Origin of the sequence: Streptomyces sp. ActVer (genome assembly GCF_027270795.1) — a bacterium.
GTDB lineage: Bacteria > Actinomycetota > Actinomycetes > Streptomycetales > Streptomycetaceae > Streptomyces > Streptomyces umbrinus_A.
Window position 1 is genome coordinate 1 of sequence record NZ_JAPWHT010000166.1, and the last position, 20237, is coordinate 20237.

At 70.5% G+C, this 20237-nt stretch carries 18 protein-coding genes; 12 read left to right on the forward strand and 6 right to left on the reverse strand.

What is annotated here, in order from left to right; translation table 11 throughout:
* The 4 genes from O3Q52_RS25660 to O3Q52_RS25675 form a co-directional block, all read left to right on the forward strand.
* On the forward strand, window positions 1–785 hold a 785-nt coding region (locus tag O3Q52_RS25660; protein ID WP_269651110.1), incomplete at its 5' end, for a DUF6457 domain-containing protein.
* Entirely contained in the window at window positions 782–2203 is a 1422-nt protein-coding gene (locus O3Q52_RS25665; protein ID WP_269651111.1) for a molybdopterin molybdotransferase MoeA, read from the forward strand. The genes O3Q52_RS25660 and O3Q52_RS25665, both read left to right, overlap by 4 nt.
* A complete protein-coding gene (locus O3Q52_RS25670) occupies window positions 2191–3297 on the forward strand; it encodes a TrkA family potassium uptake protein (RefSeq protein ID WP_269651112.1) in 1107 nt (368 codons plus the stop codon). Before O3Q52_RS25665 ends, O3Q52_RS25670 begins: the two co-directional genes overlap by 13 nt.
* Window positions 3298–3712: 415 nt before the next feature.
* A complete protein-coding gene (locus O3Q52_RS25675) occupies window positions 3713–4693 on the forward strand; it encodes an NAD(P)H-quinone oxidoreductase (protein WP_269651123.1) in 981 nt (326 codons plus the stop codon).
* Between the two features lie 45 nt (window positions 4694–4738).
* On the opposite strand, the gene O3Q52_RS25680 is transcribed toward O3Q52_RS25675, so the two are convergent.
* The gene (locus O3Q52_RS25680) at window positions 4739–5230 is read right to left on the reverse strand and encodes a hypothetical protein (RefSeq protein ID WP_269651113.1); all 492 of its coding nucleotides are present in this window, start codon (window positions 5228–5230) and stop codon (window positions 4739–4741) included.
* Between the two features lie 154 nt (window positions 5231–5384).
* Here O3Q52_RS25680 and O3Q52_RS25685 point away from each other — a divergent pair, with 154 nt between their 5' ends.
* Together O3Q52_RS25685 and O3Q52_RS25690 are read left to right on the forward strand one after the other, a co-directional pair.
* Complete coding sequence (locus O3Q52_RS25685; protein WP_269651114.1) at window positions 5385–5960, forward strand: PadR family transcriptional regulator; 576 nt, start codon at window positions 5385–5387, stop codon at window positions 5958–5960.
* 86 nt (window positions 5961–6046) lie between these two features.
* On the forward strand, window positions 6047–6589 hold the full coding sequence (locus tag O3Q52_RS25690) for a bacterial proteasome activator family protein (RefSeq protein ID WP_143641401.1): 543 nt from the start codon (window positions 6047–6049) through the stop codon (window positions 6587–6589).
* 142 nt (window positions 6590–6731) lie between these two features.
* On the opposite strand, the gene O3Q52_RS25695 is transcribed toward O3Q52_RS25690, so the two are convergent.
* On the reverse strand, window positions 6732–8375 hold the full coding sequence (locus O3Q52_RS25695; protein WP_269651115.1) for a protein kinase: 1644 nt from the start codon (window positions 8373–8375) through the stop codon (window positions 6732–6734).
* 347 nt (window positions 8376–8722) lie between these two features.
* Between O3Q52_RS25695 and O3Q52_RS25700 the strand changes: the two genes are divergently transcribed.
* Window positions 8723–10270, forward strand: coding sequence for a protein kinase (locus O3Q52_RS25700; RefSeq protein WP_269651116.1), 1548 nt, complete (start codon window positions 8723–8725; stop codon window positions 10268–10270).
* Between the two features lie 137 nt (window positions 10271–10407).
* Here O3Q52_RS25700 and O3Q52_RS25705 read toward each other — a convergent pair whose 3' ends face one another.
* From O3Q52_RS25705 to O3Q52_RS25715, 3 genes are all read right to left on the reverse strand, one after another.
* On the reverse strand, window positions 10408–11433 hold the full coding sequence (locus O3Q52_RS25705; RefSeq protein WP_269651117.1) for a phosphotransferase: 1026 nt from the start codon (window positions 11431–11433) through the stop codon (window positions 10408–10410).
* 45 nt (window positions 11434–11478) lie between these two features.
* Window positions 11479–11901: a pyridoxamine 5'-phosphate oxidase family protein gene (locus O3Q52_RS25710; RefSeq protein WP_269651118.1), complete on the reverse strand. Its 423-nt coding sequence runs from the start codon at window positions 11899–11901 to the stop codon at window positions 11479–11481.
* 209 nt (window positions 11902–12110) lie between these two features.
* Window positions 12111–12773 carry a response regulator transcription factor gene (locus tag O3Q52_RS25715; protein ID WP_269651119.1) on the reverse strand — a complete coding sequence of 221 codons (663 nt, stop codon included), beginning with the start codon at window positions 12771–12773 and terminating at the stop codon, window positions 12111–12113.
* Between the two features lie 409 nt (window positions 12774–13182).
* Between O3Q52_RS25715 and pdhA the strand changes: the two genes are divergently transcribed.
* Genes pdhA through O3Q52_RS25730 form a run of 3 tightly spaced genes read left to right on the forward strand, consistent with a single transcriptional unit; the run spans window position 13183 to window position 16857 of the window.
* Window positions 13183–14349 (forward strand): pyruvate dehydrogenase (acetyl-transferring) E1 component subunit alpha, encoded by a 1167-nt coding sequence (gene pdhA / locus O3Q52_RS25720; RefSeq protein ID WP_055613033.1) that lies wholly within the window; start codon window positions 13183–13185, stop codon window positions 14347–14349.
* Window positions 14350–14351: 2 nt separating this feature from the next.
* On the forward strand, window positions 14352–15332 hold the full coding sequence (locus tag O3Q52_RS25725) for an alpha-ketoacid dehydrogenase subunit beta (protein WP_143641408.1): 981 nt from the start codon (window positions 14352–14354) through the stop codon (window positions 15330–15332).
* A 10-nt stretch (window positions 15333–15342) separates the two neighbouring features.
* Entirely contained in the window at window positions 15343–16857 is a 1515-nt protein-coding gene (locus O3Q52_RS25730) for a dihydrolipoamide acetyltransferase family protein (RefSeq protein WP_269651120.1), read from the forward strand.
* 183 nt (window positions 16858–17040) lie between these two features.
* On the opposite strand, the gene O3Q52_RS25735 is transcribed toward O3Q52_RS25730, so the two are convergent.
* On the reverse strand, window positions 17041–17937 hold the full coding sequence (locus tag O3Q52_RS25735; RefSeq protein ID WP_269651121.1) for a D-alanyl-D-alanine carboxypeptidase family protein: 897 nt from the start codon (window positions 17935–17937) through the stop codon (window positions 17041–17043).
* Between the two features lie 281 nt (window positions 17938–18218).
* On the opposite strand from O3Q52_RS25735, the gene O3Q52_RS25740 reads away from it, so the two are divergent.
* Both O3Q52_RS25740 and O3Q52_RS25745 read left to right on the forward strand, forming a co-directional pair.
* Window positions 18219–18869 carry a GntR family transcriptional regulator gene (locus O3Q52_RS25740; RefSeq protein WP_055613030.1) on the forward strand — a complete coding sequence of 217 codons (651 nt, stop codon included), beginning with the start codon at window positions 18219–18221 and terminating at the stop codon, window positions 18867–18869.
* Window positions 18866–20176, forward strand: a complete 1311-nt coding sequence (locus O3Q52_RS25745) for a nitrate/nitrite transporter (RefSeq protein ID WP_269651122.1) — start codon at window positions 18866–18868, stop codon at window positions 20174–20176. The genes O3Q52_RS25740 and O3Q52_RS25745 overlap by 4 nt, the downstream gene beginning before the upstream one ends.
* The last annotated feature ends 61 nt before the right edge of the window (window positions 20177–20237 follow it).

A 20237-nucleotide genomic window follows, 5' to 3' on the forward strand; every position in this document is an offset into this window, starting at 1 on the left:
CCCCGCGTCCGGTGGAGTGGGCGCGCGAGGACCCGCCCGGCGGGGGCCCGCTGGCCGCCCTCGACGCCGGCCTCCGGCACACCACCGCCGCGTACGTCGTGGTGCTCTCCGCCGACCTGCCGTTCCTGGACGAGAAGACGGTCGAGCGGCTGCTGACCGCTCTTCAAGAGGCAGGCACGGAGGGCGTGTTGCTCACCGACTCCGGCGGCCGCGACCAGCCGCTGGTGGCCGCGTACCGGAGTACGGCGCTGCGCCGCGAGCTTGCGGCCCTCCGTACCGAGCACGGCGAACTGACCGGGCTGCCGCTGCGCCGGCTCACCGCTGCGCTCGAACTCACCCGTATCACCGACCCCGTCGCGTCCTTCGACTGCGACACCTGGGACGACATCGCCGCCGCCCGGACACGTATCAGGGAGCATGGGCACGTGTTGGATGAATGGATCACCGCAGTCAAGGACGAGCTCGGCATCGACCTGGACGTCGACACCGCCACCCTGCTCGACCTCGCCCGCGACGCCGCGCACGGCGTGGCCCGTCCGGCGGCGCCGCTGACCACGTTCCTCGTGGGGTATGCGGCGGCGCAGGCCAAGGGGGGCCCGGAGGCGGTCGCGGAGGCCGCCCGCAAGGCGACGGCGCTGGCCCTGCGCTGGGCGGCTGAGGCGGAGACGGACGACGGCACCGCACCACCTCCGACGGCCCCGTCCGACACCAGCACTGGGACCACCACCGGCACCAGCACCGGTTCTGAGACCGCCGCTCCCGAATCCCGCCCGGACGCCGGATGACCGCCCCGGGGCAGTACGAGGAGGTCGGCCTCGACGACCTCGACGTGGAGGAGGCCCTCGCCCTGGCCAAGGAAGGCGGTGCGCAGGTGCCCGACGGCTCCGGAGCCACTGGAGATTCTCCCGCCGTGCCCCAGCCGTCACCGCGGGGCGGCAGCCGTGAACACGGGGAACACGCCGCCGACGGACCCTCCCGCGCCCACACGGCCAAGCACGGCCACCACAGGGCGACCCCCTGGCCCGAGGCCCGCGCCCTCGCCGGGCGAGCGCCTCGCAGGCCGGACGCCCCCCCCGTCTCCGTAACCCTCGACGCCGCGCTGGGCCTCGTCCTCGCCGCTCCCCTCACCGCCCTCACGGACCTGCCGTCGTTCGACACCTCCGCGATGGACGGCTGGGCCGTCGCCGGGCCGGGACCCTGGGACGTCCGGGCCGAGGGAGTCCTCGCGGGTCACGCCGAGCCCGAGCGCCTCACCGACGGCGAGGCCGTCCGTATCGCGACCGGCGCGCGGATCCCGCAGGACGTCACCGCGGTGATCCGCAGCGAGCACGGCCGCACCGACGAGAAGGAACGGCTCCACGCGACCCGGGAGGTCGTGCCCGGGCAGGACATCCGTCCCCGGGGCCAGGAGTGCCGTTCCGGCGATCCCCTGCTGCAGCGCGGCACGGTGGTCACCCCGGCCGTGCTCGGGCTCGCCGCGGCCGCCGGATACGACACCGTCTCCGCACTCCCCCGGCCCCGCGCCGAAGTCCTCGTCCTCGGGGACGAGTTGCTCACCGAGGGCCTGCCCCACGACGGACTGATCCGGGACGCGCTCGGCCCCATGCTGCCGTCCTGGCTGCGCGCGCTCGGCGCGGACGTCATCGCCGTACGCAGGCTCGGCGACGACGCCGAAGCCCTCCGCAAGGCCCTGAAGAACTCCGACGCCGACCTCGTCGTCACGACCGGCGGCACCGCCGCGGGCCCCGTCGACCATGTGCACCCCACCCTGCGCCGCATCGGCGCCGAGCTCCTGGTGGACGGCGTCAAGGTGCGCCCCGGCCACCCCATGCTCCTGGCCCGCACCAAGGAGAACCAGCACCTCGTCGGCCTCCCCGGCAACCCCCTCGCCGCCGTATCCGGCCTGCTCACGCTCGCCGAACCCCTGCTGCGCACCCTCGCGGGCCGCGCGGCCCCGGAGACGTACACGCTGCCCCTGAAGGAGACCGTGCACGGCCACCCGTACGACACCCGGCTGATCCCCGTCGTCCTGCGCGAGGACCGGGCCGTGCCGCTGCACTACAACGGACCGGCCATGCTGCGGGGCATCGCCGTGGCCGACGCGCTCGCGGTCGTGCCGCCCGGCGGGGCGCGCCCCGGCCAGGAGCTGGAGATTCTCGACCTGCCCTGGGCGACGGCCGGGATCGGGGTGTGTTTCACGTGAAACTTCCGGGCCAGGACGCGATCGCCCGTCACGCGGACGAACGCCTCGTCACCCGCCGGGTGAAACTGCCCCGCCGACGGGTGGAACATCCCCTGAGGCAGGTCGCCAAGCGGGTCACCATCGCGCTGCTCGTGCTGGTCGGCACCGCCCTCATCGTCTACGCCGACCACGACGGCTACAACGACAACTCGGACGGCTCGGTCGACCTGCTCGACGCCTTCTACTACGCGACCGTCACGCTCTCCACCACCGGATACGGCGACATCACCCCCGTCAGTGACGCCGCCCGGTTCACCAATATCTTCGTGATCACGCCCTTGCGCGTGATGTTCCTGATCATCCTGGTCGGCACCACTCTCGAGGTCCTCACCGAACGCACCCGGGAGGAGTGGCGACTGAACCGCTGGAGGACCGCCTTGAGGGAGCACACCGTTGTCATCGGGTTCGGCACGAAGGGCCGCTCGGCGATTCAGACCGTGTGCGCGACGGGGCTGAAGAAGGAGCAGGTCGTGGTCGTCGATCCCAACTTCAAGGTGATCGACGCGGCGACGGCTGACGGGTACGCGGGCGTGGTCGGCGACGCCACCCGCAGCGACGTACTGATCCGTGCCGAGGTCCAGCGGGCGCGGCAGATCATCATCGCGACCCAGCGCGACGACACCGCCGTGCTCGTCACGCTGACGGCCCGGCAGCTCAACCGCGGGGCGAAGATCGTGGCCGCCGTGCGCGAGGAGGAGAACGCGCCACTGCTCAAGCAGTCCGGTGCCGACGCCGTCATCACCAGCGCCAGCGCGGCCGGCCGCCTCCTCGGTCTCTCCGTGCTCAGCCCCAGCGCGGGCATGGTCATGGAGGACCTCATCCAGCAGGGCAGCGGCCTCGACATCGTCGAACGACCCGTCATAAAGGCCGAGGTGGGCAAGGGCGTCCGCGAGACCGAGGACCTGGTGGTCAGCGTCGTACGAGGACACCGCGTCCTCGGCTACGACGATCCCGCCATCGGCAAGCTGCAGTTGACGGACCGTCTGATCACCATCGTCCGCGTCACCCCCCACACCCGTGTCGCACCGGACATGAGGCCACTGAGGCAGGACTGAACCTCGCCCACCGGGGGCGCAGGCGCGGGCATTGGACTTTCGGCAGTGTCGGACCGCCCTCGACGTCCGTACCGTCGCGTGCATGGACAGCGTGGCGATCAACGGTGTGGCCCTGGCCGGGAGGGCTGGTTTCCGGCCGGTTCTCGATCCGGGCGGTCTTAAGGCCGCGGGCGACATCAGGGTCAGGGCAGGGGACGCGGTGGAACGGCTCGGAGAGGTGATCGGTGTCCTGCGGGAGAAGACCGACGACGCACCGCTGCGCCCGGTCGGCGCCGACCTCACCGAGCTGACCGCGGAGGCTTCGTCGGCCGGGCTCATGGTCGAGTTGCGCATCGAGGGCGAGGCGGACGAACTGCCGCCGATGGTCGAACGGGCCGGCAGGGACACGCTGTGTGACAGGAGTAGCGTCGGCCCCATGAAGGCAGTGACCATCACCCAGCCCGGCGGCCCCGAAGTGCTCAAGTGGGCGGAGGCGCCGGACCCCGTTCCCGGCGACGGGGAAGTCCTCATCCAGGTGGCGGCGAGCGCGGTGAACCGTGCTGATCTGCTGCAGCGGCAGGGGTTCTACGATCCGCCGCCCGGCTCGTCCCCGTACCCAGGTCTCGAATGCTCCGGGCGGATCGCGGCGGTCGGTGCCGGTGTGTCGGGGTGGGCCGTCGGGGACGAGGTGTGTGCGCTGCTCTCCGGTGGCGGGTACGCCGAGAAGGTGGCCGTGCCGGCCGGGCAGCTGCTGCCCGTGCCCGAGGGGGTCGCGCTCGACAAGGCGGCCGCTCTGCCCGAGGTGACCTGCACGGTCTGGTCCAACGTCTTCATGATCTCCCACCTCCGCCCCGGCGAGACGCTCCTCGTGCACGGCGGGGCGAGCGGCATCGGCACCATGGCGATCCAGCTTGCCAAGGCCGTCGGCGCGAAGGTCGCCGTCACCGCGGGCAGCAAGGAGAAGCTGGACTTCTGCGCCGAGCTCGGCGCGGACGTGCTGATCAACTACCGCGAGCAGGACTTCGTCGAGGAGATCAAGGCCGCCACCGACGGGGCCGGCGCCGACGTCATCCTCGACAACATGGGCGCCAAGTACCTGGACCGGAACGTCAAGGCCCTCGCGGTCAACGGACGGCTCGCGATCATCGGTATGCAGGGCGGCATCAAGGGCGAGCTGAACATCGCGACGCTCCTGGGCAAGCGCGGCGCCGTCACCGCGACCTCGCTGCGCGCCCGTCCCGCCGGGGAGAAGGCGGCGATCGTCGCGGCCGTACGGGAGCATGTCTGGCCGCTGGTCTCCGCGGGTCACGTACGTCCGGTGGTCGACCGCGAGCTGCCGATGAGCGACGCGGCCGCGGCGCACCGGGTGCTGGAGGAGAGCGGGAACATCGGGAAGGTGCTGCTCACGCTTCCGTAGGACTCGACGGCCGGGGCTGAGGCGGGGCCGCGGGCCGGTCCCGCCTCAGCTTCGTCGTACGCGCAGCGCGACGAACGCGAGGCCGAGGCCCAGGCCGATGAGGACCAGTCCGCTGCCGAGGGGCAGGACCCGCAGGACGGGTTCCGTGGCGCGTACGCGGCCGGCGGCCTGCTCGGCGTCGACCGGCGGGCGGGACGTGGGCACGGTGTTCCCGGGCGTCTCGGGGGCGACAGCGCCCTCCGACTGCTCGCCGTCCGCTGGACCGTCCGGGTGACCGGCCCCGGCGTCCTCCTCCTGAGCCTCGTACTGCGCTTCCGCTTCCTCTTCCGCCTGCTCTTCCTCTGTCTCCTCCTCCGTCGGCGCGGGTGGCCGGCCCGGCCGCTCGCGGCCCTCTCCGGCCCGGCTGCCTGCCCGTGACTCGCCGGGCGCGGGTTCGTAGGAGAAGACGTACGGGACGGCGTACGACATCGGAGCGGGGCCCGCCAGCAGGACCAGCAGCAGGCCGGTCACGCGCAGGGCGCGGAGCCATGGAGGCACGTCGGTGACCCCCTCCTGGTGCGAAGGAACCAAGATCGACGGCACCAGAGTCACACGAGGCGCCCGCACCGGCATCTCGATCGCCGGGTGCCGACGCGATCACCCTCAGTGACACCCTTGGCGTGCACAGATGTACAGGGTAGAGATACCGGTTATGTCGATACGTCACGGTCTGCTGGCGCTTCTGGAGCGTGGGCCCCGCTACGGTTCGCGGCTGCGCACCGAGTTCGAGGCGCGCACCGGCTCCACCTGGCCGCTGAACATCGGGCAGGTCTACACGACGCTGGGCCGGCTGGAGCGGGACGGTCTGGTCGTCCAGCAGGGTGCGGACGAGGCCGGACACGTGGTGTACGCGCTGACGGACGCGGGCCGGGCCGAGCTGCGGTCCTGGTTCACGCGTCCGGTGGAGCGCACGAACCTGCCGCGCGACGAGCTGGCGATCAAGCTGGCCATGGCGGTCGGGGCGCCGGGGGCCGACATACGGGCGATCGTGGAGACACAGCGGCGGTATCTCTCGGAGGCGATGCACACGTACACCCGGCTGCGGGCCCAGGCGCTCGCGGAGGGCCCCGCGGACCGGGACGAGGTGGCCCGGCTGCTCGTCCTGGAGCACCTCGTCTTCCGTGCGGAGGCCGAGATGCGGTGGCTCGACCACTGTGAGGCCCGGCTGCTGCGGCTCGCGGACGCGGCGGCCACCGATCCGCCGCAGCCGCCCACGCCGCCGGTCTGACGCGCGAGGCCGGTGCGTACATGGTGGATCACGCCCGGGAGGGGGCACCAGGGTGATGAAGTGTGCGGGTGCGAGAGAATGGCGGCATGGAGATGCCGAGGAACGAAAGGTCGCCGGAGAACCCCCAGATCCTGGTCGTTGGCCAGGACGGGATGGCTCTCGGCGGCGGAGGAGACGAGGACTCCCGTGAGGTCCCGGTGACGGAGATGGTGGAGCAGCCCGCCAAGGTCATGCGCATCGGGAGCATGATCAAGCAGCTGCTGGAGGAGGTGCGTGCGGCACCCCTCGACGAGGCGAGCCGGGTCCGGCTCAAGGAGATCCACGCCAGCTCGGTCAAGGAGCTGGAGGACGGTCTCGCTCCCGACCTCGTCGACGAACTGGAGCGGCTCTCCCTGCCGTTCACGGACGACGGAATCCCTTCCGACGCGGAACTGCGGATCGCGCAGGCCCAGTTGGTCGGGTGGCTCGAAGGGCTCTTCCACGGGATCCAGACCACCCTGTTCGCCCAGCAGATGGCGGCCCGCGCCCAGCTGGAGTCCATGCGCCGGGCGCTTCCGCCGGGTGTGGGCGGCGGCGAGGACGACGACGATCCGCGAGCGGGCGGCCGTGTCGGGGGTCCGTACCTGTAACTGCGGTCCGAACCCGAATCTGCACCCGTAACTCCGACGACTCCCATCACTCCGAACAGCGCGCGGACGAAAGGGGCCCGGCAGAAATGCCGGGCCCCTTCGCGTGTCCGAACGGTCCTGGTGGGTCCGAACGGTCAAGTAATCAGGCGGGATTGCCCGTCGACACATAGAGCTGGATCTTGGGCATGCTCTTGGGGTCGACGTCCGCGTCCGCCGCGGGGATCTGGCTCATCACCGTGTCCTGGCCGTAGGCGTTCTCGTCGACCGGCTGGCTCTCGTACTGCCAGCCCGCCGCCTGCAGGCATGTCTTCACCGAGTCCATGTTCTTGAACTTGAAGTCCGGGACCTTGATCTTGTCGGCGTCGTTGTACGACTCGTCGGGCTCCGTGCACTCGGTCTTCTCGATCTTCTTCGTGGTGTCCGGCCCCTTGTGCCCGGCCACCACGGACGCCGACGGGCTGGATTCGCTGCCGCCGCCCTTGTCGTCGTCGCCCCCGCCGCCCAGCTGCAGCGCGGCGATCAGCCCGCCGACGGCGGCCAGCGCGACGACGATCGAGCCCACGATCACCGGCATGTTGCTCTTGCGCCCGCCCCCGGAGGCGGGCGCCGAGGACTGCTGCGGCGTGATCGTGTACGGCGGCGGGGTCGAGTAGCCCTGCTGCGGGGAGTACGCGGCGGTCTGGGCCGGCGTCGGGTAGCCGCCCTGCTGCGGATAGCCGTACGAAGAAGGGGCGGGCGTCGACGAGTGCGCCGGGGTCGGCGGACCGTAGGCGCCCGGCTGGTACGGCGTCTGTACGTTGCCCTGCGGAGCCTGGGCCGACTGGTCGACAGGCGGGAACACCGCGGAGCCGACACCGGCGCCGCTCGACGTCTGGGCACCCGGCACGATGCTCGGCGGTGCGGCCTGGAACGACTGGGCCACGCGCAGGCACTCGTCGCGCATCGACTCGGCGTTCAGGAAACGCTCGTTGGGGTTCTTCTTCAGTGCGCGGGTGATCAGCGCGTCCACGGCCGGCGGCAGCGAGCGGTTGACCGAGGAGGCCAGGACGGGCTCCTCCTGGACGTGCGCATACGCTATGGCCAGCGGCGAGTCCGCCTCGAACGGCAGCCGCCCGGTGACCAGCTGGAACAGCATGATGCCGACCGAGTACAGGTCCGAGCGGGCGTCCACGCCCCGGCCGAGGGCCTGCTCCGGCGACAGATACTGCGGGGTGCCGACGACCATGCCGGTCTGCGTCATCGACGTGACACCGGACTGCATGGCGCGGGCGATGCCGAAGTCCATCACCTTGACGACGTTCCGCTTCGTCATCATCACGTTGCCCGGCTTGATGTCGCGGTGGACCAGGCCCATCTCGTGGCTGATCTCCAGCGCCGCCAGCACGTCCGCGGTGATCTTCAGGGCCTTGTCGGCGGGCATGGCGCCGTACTGGGCGATGTCCTGGTCGAGGACCGAGCCGAGCGGGCGGCCCTCCACGTACTCCATGACGATGTACGGAGTCGTCGCCCCGTCGAGGTCGTCCTCGCCGGTGTCGAAGACCGAGACGATGTTCGTGTGCGTGAGCTTGGCCACCGACTGGGCCTCGCGGCGGAAGCGCTCGCGGAAGGCCTGCTCACGGCCGAGCTCGGTGTGCAGTGTCTTGATCGCGACCTGTCGGTCGAGCACCGAGTCGTACGCGAGATGGACCGAGGCCATGCCGCCCTCGCCGAGCAGGTCGCGCAGTTGGTAGCGCCCGCCGGCGACCGAACGCCCCGCGTACCGGTCGTGTGCGCCGTCCTGGCTCATGTCTCTGCGTCCCCCATCGGCGTGCCCCGTCACGCGGGCCGAAGCTGCTGATGTGGCCCCCGAGGCGGTGATCCTTAGTGTTATTCCCGGCCAAGTCTGCCGGAGGGCACTGACACGTCAAGCTCGGTGCCCGTTCCGTGACCGTACGCGAAAGAAGAGTCGCGGAAGCGTTACAGGTGCCGTACGGCCGGTACACAGAATTTGCACCCGCGGACCGGGTGTGGGTTTCATGGCCGGTCCATCTCGGGTCGGCCTCTCTCGCGGAGGCTGTAGCGTGGCCCGACGGAGACCGTAACAACCACCGCGCGTACTTCGACCGGTGCGGACAGAAACGACGGCGAGGACTGATGGCACAGCAGCAGCGCGCTCAGGGCCCGTCCGACCCCGAGGCGACTGGCGGCGGTATGTCAGATGCGCCGGAGTTGTGGGGTAACGGCGGGCTGGTCGGCGACGGCCGGTATCGGCTGACCCACAGACTGGGCCGGGGCGGCATGGCCGAGGTGTTCGCCGCCGAGGACGTCCGGCTGGGGCGGACGGTCGCGGTCAAGCTGCTCCGTTCCGACCTGGCAGAAGACCCCGTGTCCAAGGCGCGGTTCACACGCGAGGCACAGTCGGTGGCCGGGCTCAACCACCATGCGGTGGTGGCGGTCTACGACTCCGGCGAGGACGTGGTCGGACACCAGGTCGTCCCGTACATCGTGATGGAGCTCGTCGAGGGCCGCACGATCCGTGACCTGCTGCTCAACGCCGAGGCGCCCGGGCCCGAGCAGGCACTCATCATCGTCTCCGGAGTGCTGGAAGCGCTTGCTTATTCGCATCAGCACGGCATTGTGCACCGCGACATCAAGCCCGCGAACGTGATCATCACCAACACCGGCGCGGTCAAGGTGATGGACTTCGGCATCGCGCGCGCCCTGCACGGCGCCCAGTCGACAATGACTCAAACCGGCATGGTCATGGGCACGCCCCAGTACCTCTCGCCGGAGCAGGCGCTCGGCAAGGCGGTCGACCACCGGAGCGACCTGTACGCGACGGGCTGCCTCCTCTACGAGCTCCTCGCGCTGCGGCCGCCGTTCACCGGTGAGACCCCGCTGTCGGTCGTCTACCAGCACGTCCAGGACATCCCGGTGCCCCCTTCCGAGGTCTCGGACGCGGCGCCGCCGGAGCTGGACGGCCTGGTCATGCGCTCGCTCGCGAAGGAGCCGGACGACCGGTTCCAGACCGCCGAGGAGATGCGCGGTCTCACCCAGTACGGGCTGCAGATGCTGTACGACCAGGGCGGCCACACCGGGACCTGGAACACCGGTCCCGTGGAGATGCACGAGGGTGTGAACACCCCGGCGATGGGCCTCGCGGGCTCCGCCGGGCTGCCGCACCCCGGCGACTCGGGCACCACCCAGATCCCGTCACCGATGCTGCAGCCCGGCCGTGGCGGAGGCGGCGACGACGGGGGCTTCGAGGGGCACGGCAACCGGGGCAGCGGCCGCGGCAAGCTGTGGATCCTCGCGGTTCTCGCGGTGGTCGCGATCGCGGCGGGGGTCGCGCTGGCGCTGCAGAACGGCAACGGCGACGACGGCGGGGGCGGTACGAAGGAGACGCCGACCACCTCGCAGACCGAGAAGGAGACGACACCGAGCGAGAGCACGTCCGACGAGCCCACGGACGAGCCCACGGACCAGGACACCGGCACGGGCGGCGACCCGGACTACACGCCGTCGTACACACCATCGCCGAGCAACACCCCATCTCCTACGAAGAGCGAGCCGACGGACCCGGAGACGACTCCGACGGACGATCCGACGGAATCGGACCCGGAGACGACTCCGCCAGACGATCCGACACCGTCGGGCGAGCCGACGGGCGAAGTCGGTGACGTAGCAGGCGGGACCGGCTGACCCGGCCCCTTCGCAACACGCTTCACGCGCGCGTGGAACCCGGAATCGGGCTCCACGCGCGCGTGCCGTTTCACGAGCCCCACGGCTGAGACGACCGCGCCGAGTGAGCCGGCTGACACGGTTGAGTCGGTTCGGCCTCACCCCACGAACGCCTCGCACACTGCGTCGTACTCCCGCGTCCACCACACCGCCAGCGCGGAGACCGCGGGGAACTGCGGGTCGGCGCGGGTGTCCCCGCGCTCGTAGTGCCAGCGCAGTATCCAGAAATCGTTGAGCCGCTCCCACCACACGCGGTGCACGGCGGCCGAGAGCTCGGAGGGGGTGGCCCGCGCGGAGCGCCGGTACGCGCGCGCGTAGGCCCGTACCTTCGTCAGGTCGAGCGTGCCGGCGGGGCGTACGAAGAAGATCACCGCGGCGCGGACCGCCTCCTCGGGCTGCGGCTGGACGCCGAGGCGGTCCCAGTCGACGATCGCGGCGGGGGTGTCTCCCCGGTAGAGCACGTTGAAGGGGTGGAAGTCCCCGTGCACCCAGCCCACCGAGCCGCCCTGCGGGGGCCGTCGGTCCGCGTGCCGTTCCAGCAGGGCGCGCCGCTCCAGGAGGCGGTGGCGGGCCAGCTCGTCGAAGGCGTCGCACGGGTGGTGGCGGCGTACCCGGGCGAGCAGGTCGTCGATGAGGGCGAAGGTGTCGGCGAGGTCGGCGCTCTCCGCACGCTCCTCGGACCGCCGCGGCGGCATCACCCGCTCCAGGGACGCGTGTACGACGCCCAGAAGCGCCCCCAGGCGTCGGCACTGCTCCGTGGTGAGCTGGGCCCCGCTGCGGTGGCGTCCGTCGATCCAGGGATGCAGGGCGTACGCGTGGCCGCCGATGACCGCGACCGTGCGGCCGTCGGTTCCGGTCAGCGGCGGGGCCACCGGGACGCCGAGGTCGGCGAGGCGCTGGGTCGCGCGGTGCTGGCGGGCGATCGCGGCTGGGTCGGCGGTCTCGGGGTCGAAATGGTGCTTGAGGAAGTACCGGCCCCGGGTGGTGGCGAGGCGGTAGCCGCGGTTGAGCAGCCCCTGGTCGACGGGTTCGCAGGCCAGCGGGACCCCGGCGGCGTATCGCCGCAGCAGGGCGCCCAGAGGGGGTGCGGGGGAGAGGGCGGGCGAAACAGATGAGCGCGGCACGCGCCAGATGTTAGGGCACCGGAGAGGCCGTTGACCTCGGGCTTGTCACGGACAGTGCCGGTGTGCAAGCTCCAGGCCACCGTCCGTCGAGTGCACGGTGACGAACTCCGGTGTGACCTCCAGGTACACGGGCTCGAAGGGCGCGCCGTCCACGCGGCGCGGGGCCGGGCCGAAGAGCGCGAGCTGGGCGGCGGTCGGCTCGACGGTCTCGCACACGCCGACGACCTGGACGGACCAGTGGCCCTCGCCCCCGCGCGGGGAGCCCAGGTTGTCCGCGCCGTACGCGACGACGCTTCCCGCGCACGCACTGTGGTGGCCGTGTCCCCTGTGCATCCGCAGCAGGACGCGGCCGCCCACCACGATGTGGCGGGCCGTGGCCAGGAAGGGCAGCGCGCGCATGCTGGCCGCCAGGCGGCCGTGCTGGACGCGGCCGAGCAGTCCGGCGGCGAGCTGTTCGTCGGTCGGCATGCCTCTCAATGTGCGGCACCGCGCGAGACCGGAAGAAGGGGCGCCCGTCCCTCCATGGAGGGACATAAGTCCCGAATAAGCGACCTCTACGGAGTGCTGGACGGCGTCCGCGGAGCGCTGATCGCCTCTACGGAGAGCACGGAAAGCCAGCGCGGCCCCACGGAGAGCACGGAAAACTCAAGCACGGCCCTACGGAGAGCGCGGAAAACTCAGCGCTGCTTCTCCGCCTGCATCCGGGCCACATAGGCGGCCGCCTGCGCACGCCGTTCCATGCCGAGTTTGGACAGCAGGCTGGAGACGTAGTTCTTGATCGTCTTCTCGGCGAGATGGAGCCGCTCGCCGATCGCGCGATTGGTGAGCCCCTCGCCGATCAGGTCGAGGATCCTGCGCTCCTGGTCGGTGAGGCTCGCGAGCCGGGTGTCGCCCTTGGCGCTGCCTCCGTCGCGCAGCCGCTCCAGGACGCGGGCGGTGGCCTCCGGGTCGAGCAGGGACTTGCCGGCGGCGACGTCACGGACCGCCGAGAGCAGCTCCTCGCCGCGGATCGCCTTGAGGACGTAGCCCGAGGCGCCCGCCATGATCGCGTCGAAGAGGGCCTCGTCGTCGGCGTAGGACGTCAGCATCAGGCATTTGATGCTTTCGTCCCGGGAGCGGATCTCGCGGCACACCTCGACCCCGCTGCCGTCCGGCAGGCGTACGTCGAGGACGGCGACGTCCGGGTGGGTGGCCGGAATTCGCGCCAGTGCGTCGGCCGCCGTACCCGCCTCGCCGACCACTTCGAAGTCGTCCTCCACCGAGAGCAACTCGTGCACACCCCGGCGGACCACCTCATGGTCGTCGAGAAGAAATACAGTGATTTTTCGTTCTTCGCGCACGGAGCCAGTCTCACACACGATCTTTCCGACCGCCCCAGTCGGACTCTTCCCGTCCCCGGGGTGACCGGGATAACGTGCCGGTGTTCCGGCCCCCTGCCAGGCTGTAACCAGTGCTCTGACCAGCGACTGTTCCGGATCGGCGCGAAGTACTTGGAAGTCCGAGTGGAAAGTACTCGGAAATCCAAGCAAAAACGCAGGTCAGGAGGGGTTTCACAGAAATGTGGAGCACTGGGTAACGTGCTGTGTGCAGGGCGCTCGCCGGGGCACCTGTCACGCCTGTTCCCGGCCGAGCACCCACCCCGTGCGCGGGTACGGAGATCAGGCGAGCCGCTCCCCCAGGCTCTTAAAGAGCTGGGGGGACCCCCAGTCACCCGGCAACCCCGGGGGCCGGACCGACGGAGGAGCACACGTGACCGTGGAGAGCACTGCCGCGCGCAAGCCGCGACGCAGCGCCGGTACCAAGCGCACCGCTGCGAAGAAGCCGCCGGGCGCCCAGCCCGAGCTCGTACAGCTGCTGACGCCCGAGGGCAAGCGCGTCAAGAATGGCGAATATGACGCGTACGTAGCCGACATCACCCCCGAAGAGCTCCGCGGCCTGTACCGCGACATGGTGCTCACCCGCCGCTTCGACGCCGAGGCCACCTCCCTGCAGCGCCAGGGCGAGCTGGGCCTGTGGGCCTCGCTGCTCGGCCAGGAGGCCGCCCAGATCGGCTCCGGACGGGCCACCCGCGAGGACGACTACGTCTTCCCGACCTACCGTGAGCACGGCGTGGCCTGGTGCCGCGGGGTCGACCCGACCAACCTCCTCGGCATGTTCCGCGGCGTGAACAACGGAGGCTGGGACCCGAACAGCAACAACTTCCACCTCTACACGATCGTCATCGGCTCGCAGACGCTGCACGCCACCGGCTACGCCATGGGTGTGGCCAAGGACGGCGCGGACTCGGCCGTGATCGCGTACTTCGGAGACGGCGCCTCCAGCCAGGGCGACGTCGCTGAATCGTTCACCTTCTCCGCGGTCTACAACGCTCCCGTCGTGTTCTTCTGCCAGAACAACCAGTGGGCCATCTCCGAGCCCACCGAGCGCCAGAGCCGCGTGCCGCTCTACCAGCGCGCGCAGGGCTACGGCTTCCCGGGCGTCCGCGTCGACGGCAACGACGTCCTCGCGTGCCTCGCCGTCACCAAGTGGGCCCTGGAGCGCGCCCGCCGGGGCGAGGGGCCCACCCTCGTCGAGGCGTACACGTACCGCATGGGTGCCCACACCACCTCCGACGACCCGACCAAGTACCGGGCCGACGAGGAGCGCGAGGCGTGGGAGGCGAAGGACCCGATCCAGCGCCTGCGCACGTACCTGGAGGCTTCAAACCACGCGGACGAGGGATTCTTCGCGGAACTCGAGGCCGAGAGCGAGGCGTTGGGAAGGCGAGTGCGCGAAGCGGTCCGCGCCATGCCGGACCCGGACCACTTCGCCATCTTCGAGAACGTGTACGCGGACGGGCACGCGCTCGTCGACGAGGAGCGGGCCCAGTTCGCCGCCTACCAGGCGTCGTTCGCCGATGAAGGGGAGGGCAAGTAGCGATGACCGCGGAAAAGATGGCATTGGCCAAGGCGATCAACGAATCGCTGCGCACGGCCCTCGACGCCGACCCCAAGGTCCTGATCATGGGCGAGGACGTCGGCAAGCTCGGCGGTGTGTTCCGGGTGACCGACGGCCTGCAGAAGGACTTCGGCGAGGAGCGGGTCATCGACACCCCGCTCGCCGAGTCGGGCATCGTCGGCACGGCGATCGGCCTCGCGCTGCGCGGCTACCGCCCGGTGGTGGAGATCCAGTTCGACGGCTTCGTCTTCCCGGCGTACGACCAGATCGTCACGCAGCTCGCGAAGATGCACGCGCGGGCGCTCGGCAAGATCAAGCTCCCCGTCGTGATCCGCATTCCGTACGGCGGCGGCATCGGAGCGGTCGAGCACCACTCCGAGTCCCCGGAGGCCCTGTTCGCGCACGTCGCGGGCCTCAAGGTCGTCTCGCCCTCGAACGCCTCCGACGCGTACTGGATGATGCAGCAGGCCATCCAGAGCGACGACCCGGTGATCTTCTTCGAGCCGAAGCGGCGCTACTGGGACAAGTCCGAGGTGAACCGCGAGGCGATCCCCGGCCCGCTGCACAAGGCGCGCGTGGTGCGCGAGGGCAGCGACCTCACACTGGCCGCGTACGGGCCGATGGTGAAGGTCTGCCAGGAGGTCGCGGCCGCCGCCCAGGAGGAGGGCAAGTCCCTCGAAGTGGTGGATCTGCGGTCCATGTCCCCCATCGACTTCGACTCCATCCAGGCCTCGGTCGAGAAGACCCGCCGCCTGGTCGTGGTCCACGAGGCACCGGTGTTCCTGGGGACGGGCGCGGAGATCGCGGCCCGGATCACGGAGCGGTGCTTCTACCACCTGGAGGCACCCGTGCTGAGGGTCGGCGGCTATCACGCCCCGTACCCGCCGGCACGGCTGGAGGAGGAGTACCTGCCTGGCCTGGACCGGGTGCTCGACGCCGTCGACCGCTCGCTGGCGTACTGAGGAGAGGGTCGTGACGACGATGACTGAGACTGCCTCGGGACTTCGCGAGTTCAAGATGCCCGACGTGGGCGAGGGTCTGACCGAGGCCGAGATCCTCAAGTGGTACGTCAAGGCCGGTGACACGGTCACCGACGGCCAGGTGGTGTGCGAGGTCGAGACCGCCAAGGCCGCCGTAGAGCTGCCGATTCCCTTCGACGGGGTGGTGCACGAGCTGCGCTTCCCCGAGGGGACGACGGTGGACGTCGGCCAGGTGATCATCGCGGTGGACGTGGACGGCGGAGCCGCTCCGGCCGCCCCGCCGGCCGAGGCGCAGGCCCCGGCCGCGTCGGCGCCCGCCGCGTCGGCTCCGGCAACCGGGTCCGCTCCGGCTGCTCCCGCCGAGCGGACCGAAGCTTCTCCGGAGAAGCCCGCGGCTTCCGAGGAGAAGCCCAAGCCCGCGGGCCGCACGCCGGTCCTCGTCGGGTACGGGGTCGCGGAGTCCTCCACCAAGCGCCGCCCCCGCAGGGGAGTTCCGGCCCAGCAGCCCGAGGCCGCCGCGGCGGCGGTGGCCGTCCAGAGCGAGCTGAACGGGCACGGGCACGCGGCTCCGGCGGCACGCCCGCTGGCCAAGCCTCCGGTGCGCAAGCTCGCCAAGGACCTCGGCGTCGACCTGGCGACGGTCACGCCGTCCGGTCCCGACGGGATCATCACGCGCGAGGACGTGCACGCGGCGGTGGCCCCGGCCGCTCCCGTTCAGGAGACCCCGGCCGCGGCTGCGCCCGCGTCGGCGCCCGCTCCCGTCCGGGCTCCGGCCCCGGTCGCCACGTACGACGGCGCCCGGGAGACCCGTATCCCGGTCAAGGGCGTCCGGAAGGCGACCGCGGCCGCGATGGTGGGCTCGGCGTTCACCGCGCCGCACGTCACCGAGTTCGTCACGGTGGACGTGACGCGCACGATGAAGCTGGTCGAGGAGATCAAGCGGGCCCCCGACACATACGGGCTCCAGGGGCTGCGGGTCAATCCGCTGCTGCTGATCGCCAAGGCCCTGCTGGTCGCCATCAAGCGCCACCCGGAGGTCAACGCCTCGTGGGACGAGGCCAACCAGGAGATCGTCCAGAAGCACTATGTGAACCTGGGCATCGCCGCCGCCACGCCCCGCGGCCTGATCGTCCCGAACATCAAGGACGCCCACGCCAAGACCCTGCCCCAGCTCGCCGAATCGCTCGGGGAGCTGGTCGCCACCGCCCGCGACGGCAAGACGTCACCGGCGGCGATGCAGGGCGGCACGGTGACGATCACGAACGTCGGTGTGTTCGGCGTCGACACGGGCACGCCGATTCTCAACCCCGGCGAGTCCGCGATCCTCGCCGTCGGCTCGATCAAGCTCCAGCCGTGGGTGCACAAGGGCAAGGTCAAGCCTCGTCAGGTGACGACGCTGGCGTTGTCCTTCGACCACCGCCTGGTCGACGGGGAGCTCGGCTCCAAGGTGCTGGCGGACGTGGCGGCGATCCTGGAGCAGCCCAAGCGGTTGATCACTTGGGGGTAGTGGCTCGGCTGCGGGGCGGTGGGGGCTGGTCGCGCAGTTCCCCGCGCCCCTGAAAGCGAAAAGATTGCGCAGTTCCCCGCGCCCCCAAAACTTCGGGGGCGCGGGGAACTGCGCGAGCAACCACGTACGACCCGCAGAGGGGGACGAGCCGAAGCCCGTCCCCCTCTGCGCGGAGTGGTTCGCCTACTTCTTGAAGGCGTAGTCCATCAGCTTCTTCGCGTCGGACTCGCGGGCCGAGATCGACGACGAGGCGAGCACGGTGCCGATGACCGTCTTCCCGTTGCGGGTGGCGGCGAAGACCAGGCAGTACTTGGCCTCGGGGCCGGAGCCGGTCTTCACGCCGAGGGCGCCGCTGTAGCTGCTGAGGAGACCGTTGGTGTTGGTCCACGCCGCCATCGTGCGGGTGCCGCCGGTCTTCGTCACGGTCTTCGCCGTGTACTTCTTCGTCTTCACGATCGCGCGGAAGTTGGCGCTCTTCATCGCGCTGCTGGCGATCTTCGTCAGATCGCGCGGCGTGGAGTAGTTCGAGCCGTTGCCGATCCCGTCGAACGAGTCGAACTTGGTGTTCGTCAGACCGAGGTCCTTGGCCTGCTTGTTCATCTTGCCGATGAACGACTTCACCCGGGCGCCACGCGTCGAGCCGGAGCCGAACTTGTCGGCGAGCGCGTACGCGGCGTCGCAGCCGGACGGCAGCATCAGCCCGTACAGCAGCTGGCGGACGGTGACCTTGTCGCCGACGATCAGGCGGGCCGACGAGGCGTTGTTGCGGACGATGTAGTCGCTGTACGCCTTCTGGATGGTGACCTTGGAGTCCAGGTTGAGGTTCGGCTGCGACAGCACGACCTTCGCGGTCATGATCTTCGTCGTGGAGCCGGTGGAACGGCGGGTGTCCGCGGCCTTGGTGTAGAGCGTCTTGGCCGTGCCGTTGTTCATCACGTAGCCGCCCTTGGCGACGACCGTGGGGGTCGCGAGGGCCTGCGCGGGCGCCGCTGTGAGGGCCCCGGTCGCGAGCACGGCTCCGGTGGTGACGACCACTGCGGCAGCTCTGCGAATTCGTGCGCCCTTTATGACGGTTATCAAGTCGATTACCCCGATTAGGTTGAAGGCACCGAAGGTGCCAAATGCCCCAGGACGGCGGCCACTTGGGAGTGGCGCCTTCTTGTGTGACATGTGAGTAGCACAAAAAGATGTGCGGTTCCTGAACTGGGGTGCCCTTTTTACCGGCCGCTTGCCCGGCCACTCGTCCGGCCCGCCACATGGCCCCTCGCCCAGCCCCCGTTTGGCCCCTCGCCCGGCTTCCCGCTCGTCCGAATCCTGGACGGCCCGCGACCATGTGTACGTGTTGTATCTATGATGTCGCCATGTCTTTGGCAGTGAAGCAACCCCCCGCCGCCGAACGCGTCTACGCGCACGTCAAGCAGGCTGTGCTGGAGCGTCGTTACGAGGGCGGGACCCTGCTCACCGAGGGCGAACTGGCCGACGCGGTCGGGGTCTCACGGACTCCCGTGCGCGAGGCGCTGCTCAAGCTGGAGGTCGAGGGCCTGATCCGGCTCTACCCGAAGAAGGGCGCCCTCGTGCTGCCCGTCTCCGCACAGGAGATCGCGGACGTCGTCGAAACCAGGCAGCTCGTCGAGGAGCACGCCATCCGCAAGGCGGTCCCGGCCTCCCCCGCGCTGATCGAGCGCCTCACCGAACTCCTGGCGAAGCAGAAGGAGCAGGCCGCCGCCGGTGACCTGTCCGGAGCCGCCGTCACCGACCGCTGCTTCCACGCCGAGATCGTCCGCAGCGGGGGCAACGAGATCCTCTCCCGCCTCTACGACCAGCTGCGCGACCGCCAGTTGAGGATGGGTGTCGCCGTGATGCACGCCCACCCCGACCGGATCACCAAGACGCTCACCGAGCACCAGGAGATCCTCGACGCGCTGCGCTCCGGCGACGCGGAGGCGGCCGTCTCCCTGGTCCACCGCCACGTCAGCTGGTTCTCCAACCTGGCGCGGGGGGACGTCCGATGAGCTCGTCCTCCTCCTCGGCGCTCACCCTCCCCGGTGATCCGCCCGGCGGCCGTCGCGCGGTCACGGTCTGGTCGGTCGGCGTCTCCGTCTACTTCGTCGCGGTCATCTTCCGTACGTCGCTGGGGGTGGCCGGTCTCGATGCCGCCGACCGCTTCCACGTCAACGCCTCCGCGCTCTCGACCTTCTCGATCCTGCAGCTCCTCGTCTACGCGGGCATGCAGATACCCGTCGGCCTGATGGTCGACCGGCTCGGCACCAAGAAGGTGCTGACCCTCGGCGTCGTCCTGTTCACGATCGGGCAGCTGGGCTTCGCGCTCTCGCCCTCGTACGGGATGGCGCTGGCCTCGCGCGCGCTGCTCGGGTGCGGTGACGCGATGACGTTCATCAGCGTGCTGCGCCTCGGCTCGCGCTGGTTCCCGGCCCGGCGCGGGCCGATGGTCGCGCAGCTCGCCGGCCTGGTGGGCATGGCGGGCAACCTCGTCTCGACGCTCGTCATCGCCCGGCTGCTGCACGGCGTCGGCTGGACGGCCGCCTTCGCGGGCAGCTCGGTCGCCGGTGTGGTCGTCCTCGTCCTGATGCTGCTCTTCCTGAAGGACCACCCCGAGGGACACGAGCCGGAGCCCTTCCCGCACCACGGAGCCGCGTACGTACGCCGTCAGATCGCGGCGTCCTGGCGGGAGCCCGGCACCCGGCTCGGGCTGTGGGTGCACTTCACGACGCAGTTCCCGGCGATGGTGTTCCTGCTGCTGTGGGGGCTGCCGTTCCTCGTCGAGGCCCAGGGCCTGTCACGGGCGGCGGCCGGGGAACTCCTCACGCTGGTCGTGCTCTCCAACATGCTCATCGGCCTCGTGTACGGGCAGATCGTCGCCCGGCACCATGCGGCGCGGCTGCCGCTGGCGCTCGGTACGGTGCTGTCGACGGCCGTCGTGTGGGGCGCGACGCTCGCCTATCCCGCGGACCATGCGCCGATGTGGCTGCTGATCGTGCTGTGCGTGGTCCTCGGTGCGTGCGGGCCCGCGTCGATGCTCGGGTTCGACTTCGCGCGGCCCGCGAATCCGCCGGAGCGTCAGGGGACTGCCTCCGGCATCACCAACATGGGCGGTTTCGTCGCCTCCATGACGACGTTGTTCGCGATCGGGGTGCTGCTGGATGCCACCGGGGGTGACTACTCCGTCGCGTTCTCCGTGGTGTTCGTTCTGCAGGCGTTCGGGGTCAGTCAGATACTGCGGTTGCGGAAGCAGGCGGCTCGGCGGGAGCGGGAGCGGTTGGTTGCGAGCCGGGTGGAGACGGTGCACGTTCCGGCTTAGGCCGGCCTGGTCCGGTGGGGGTGGGGCGGGGTGGGTTTTCTCGCCCCCCCCCCCCCCTCCC

Excerpts from the sequence above, each read along its gene's own strand:
- O3Q52_RS25665 (WP_269651111.1), top strand. The coding sequence starts at position 782 with ATGACCGCCCCGGGGCAGTACGAGGAGGTCGGCCTCGACGACCTCGAC.
- O3Q52_RS25675 (WP_269651123.1), top strand. The coding sequence starts at position 3,713 with ATGAAGGCAGTGACCATCACCCAGCCCGGCGGCCCCGAAGTGCTCAAG.
- O3Q52_RS25685 (WP_269651114.1), top strand. The coding sequence starts at position 5,385 with ATGTCGATACGTCACGGTCTGCTGGCGCTTCTGGAGCGTGGGCCCCGC.
- O3Q52_RS25690 (WP_143641401.1), top strand. The coding sequence starts at position 6,047 with ATGGAGATGCCGAGGAACGAAAGGTCGCCGGAGAACCCCCAGATCCTG.
- O3Q52_RS25695 (WP_269651115.1), bottom strand. The coding sequence starts at position 8,375 with ATGAGCCAGGACGGCGCACACGACCGGTACGCGGGGCGTTCGGTCGCC.
- O3Q52_RS25700 (WP_269651116.1), top strand. The coding sequence starts at position 8,723 with ATGGCACAGCAGCAGCGCGCTCAGGGCCCGTCCGACCCCGAGGCGACT.
- O3Q52_RS25710 (WP_269651118.1), bottom strand. The coding sequence starts at position 11,901 with ATGCCGACCGACGAACAGCTCGCCGCCGGACTGCTCGGCCGCGTCCAG.
- O3Q52_RS25725 (WP_143641408.1), top strand. The coding sequence starts at position 14,352 with ATGACCGCGGAAAAGATGGCATTGGCCAAGGCGATCAACGAATCGCTG.
- O3Q52_RS25740 (WP_055613030.1), top strand. The coding sequence starts at position 18,219 with ATGTCTTTGGCAGTGAAGCAACCCCCCGCCGCCGAACGCGTCTACGCG.
- O3Q52_RS25745 (WP_269651122.1), top strand. The coding sequence starts at position 18,866 with ATGAGCTCGTCCTCCTCCTCGGCGCTCACCCTCCCCGGTGATCCGCCC.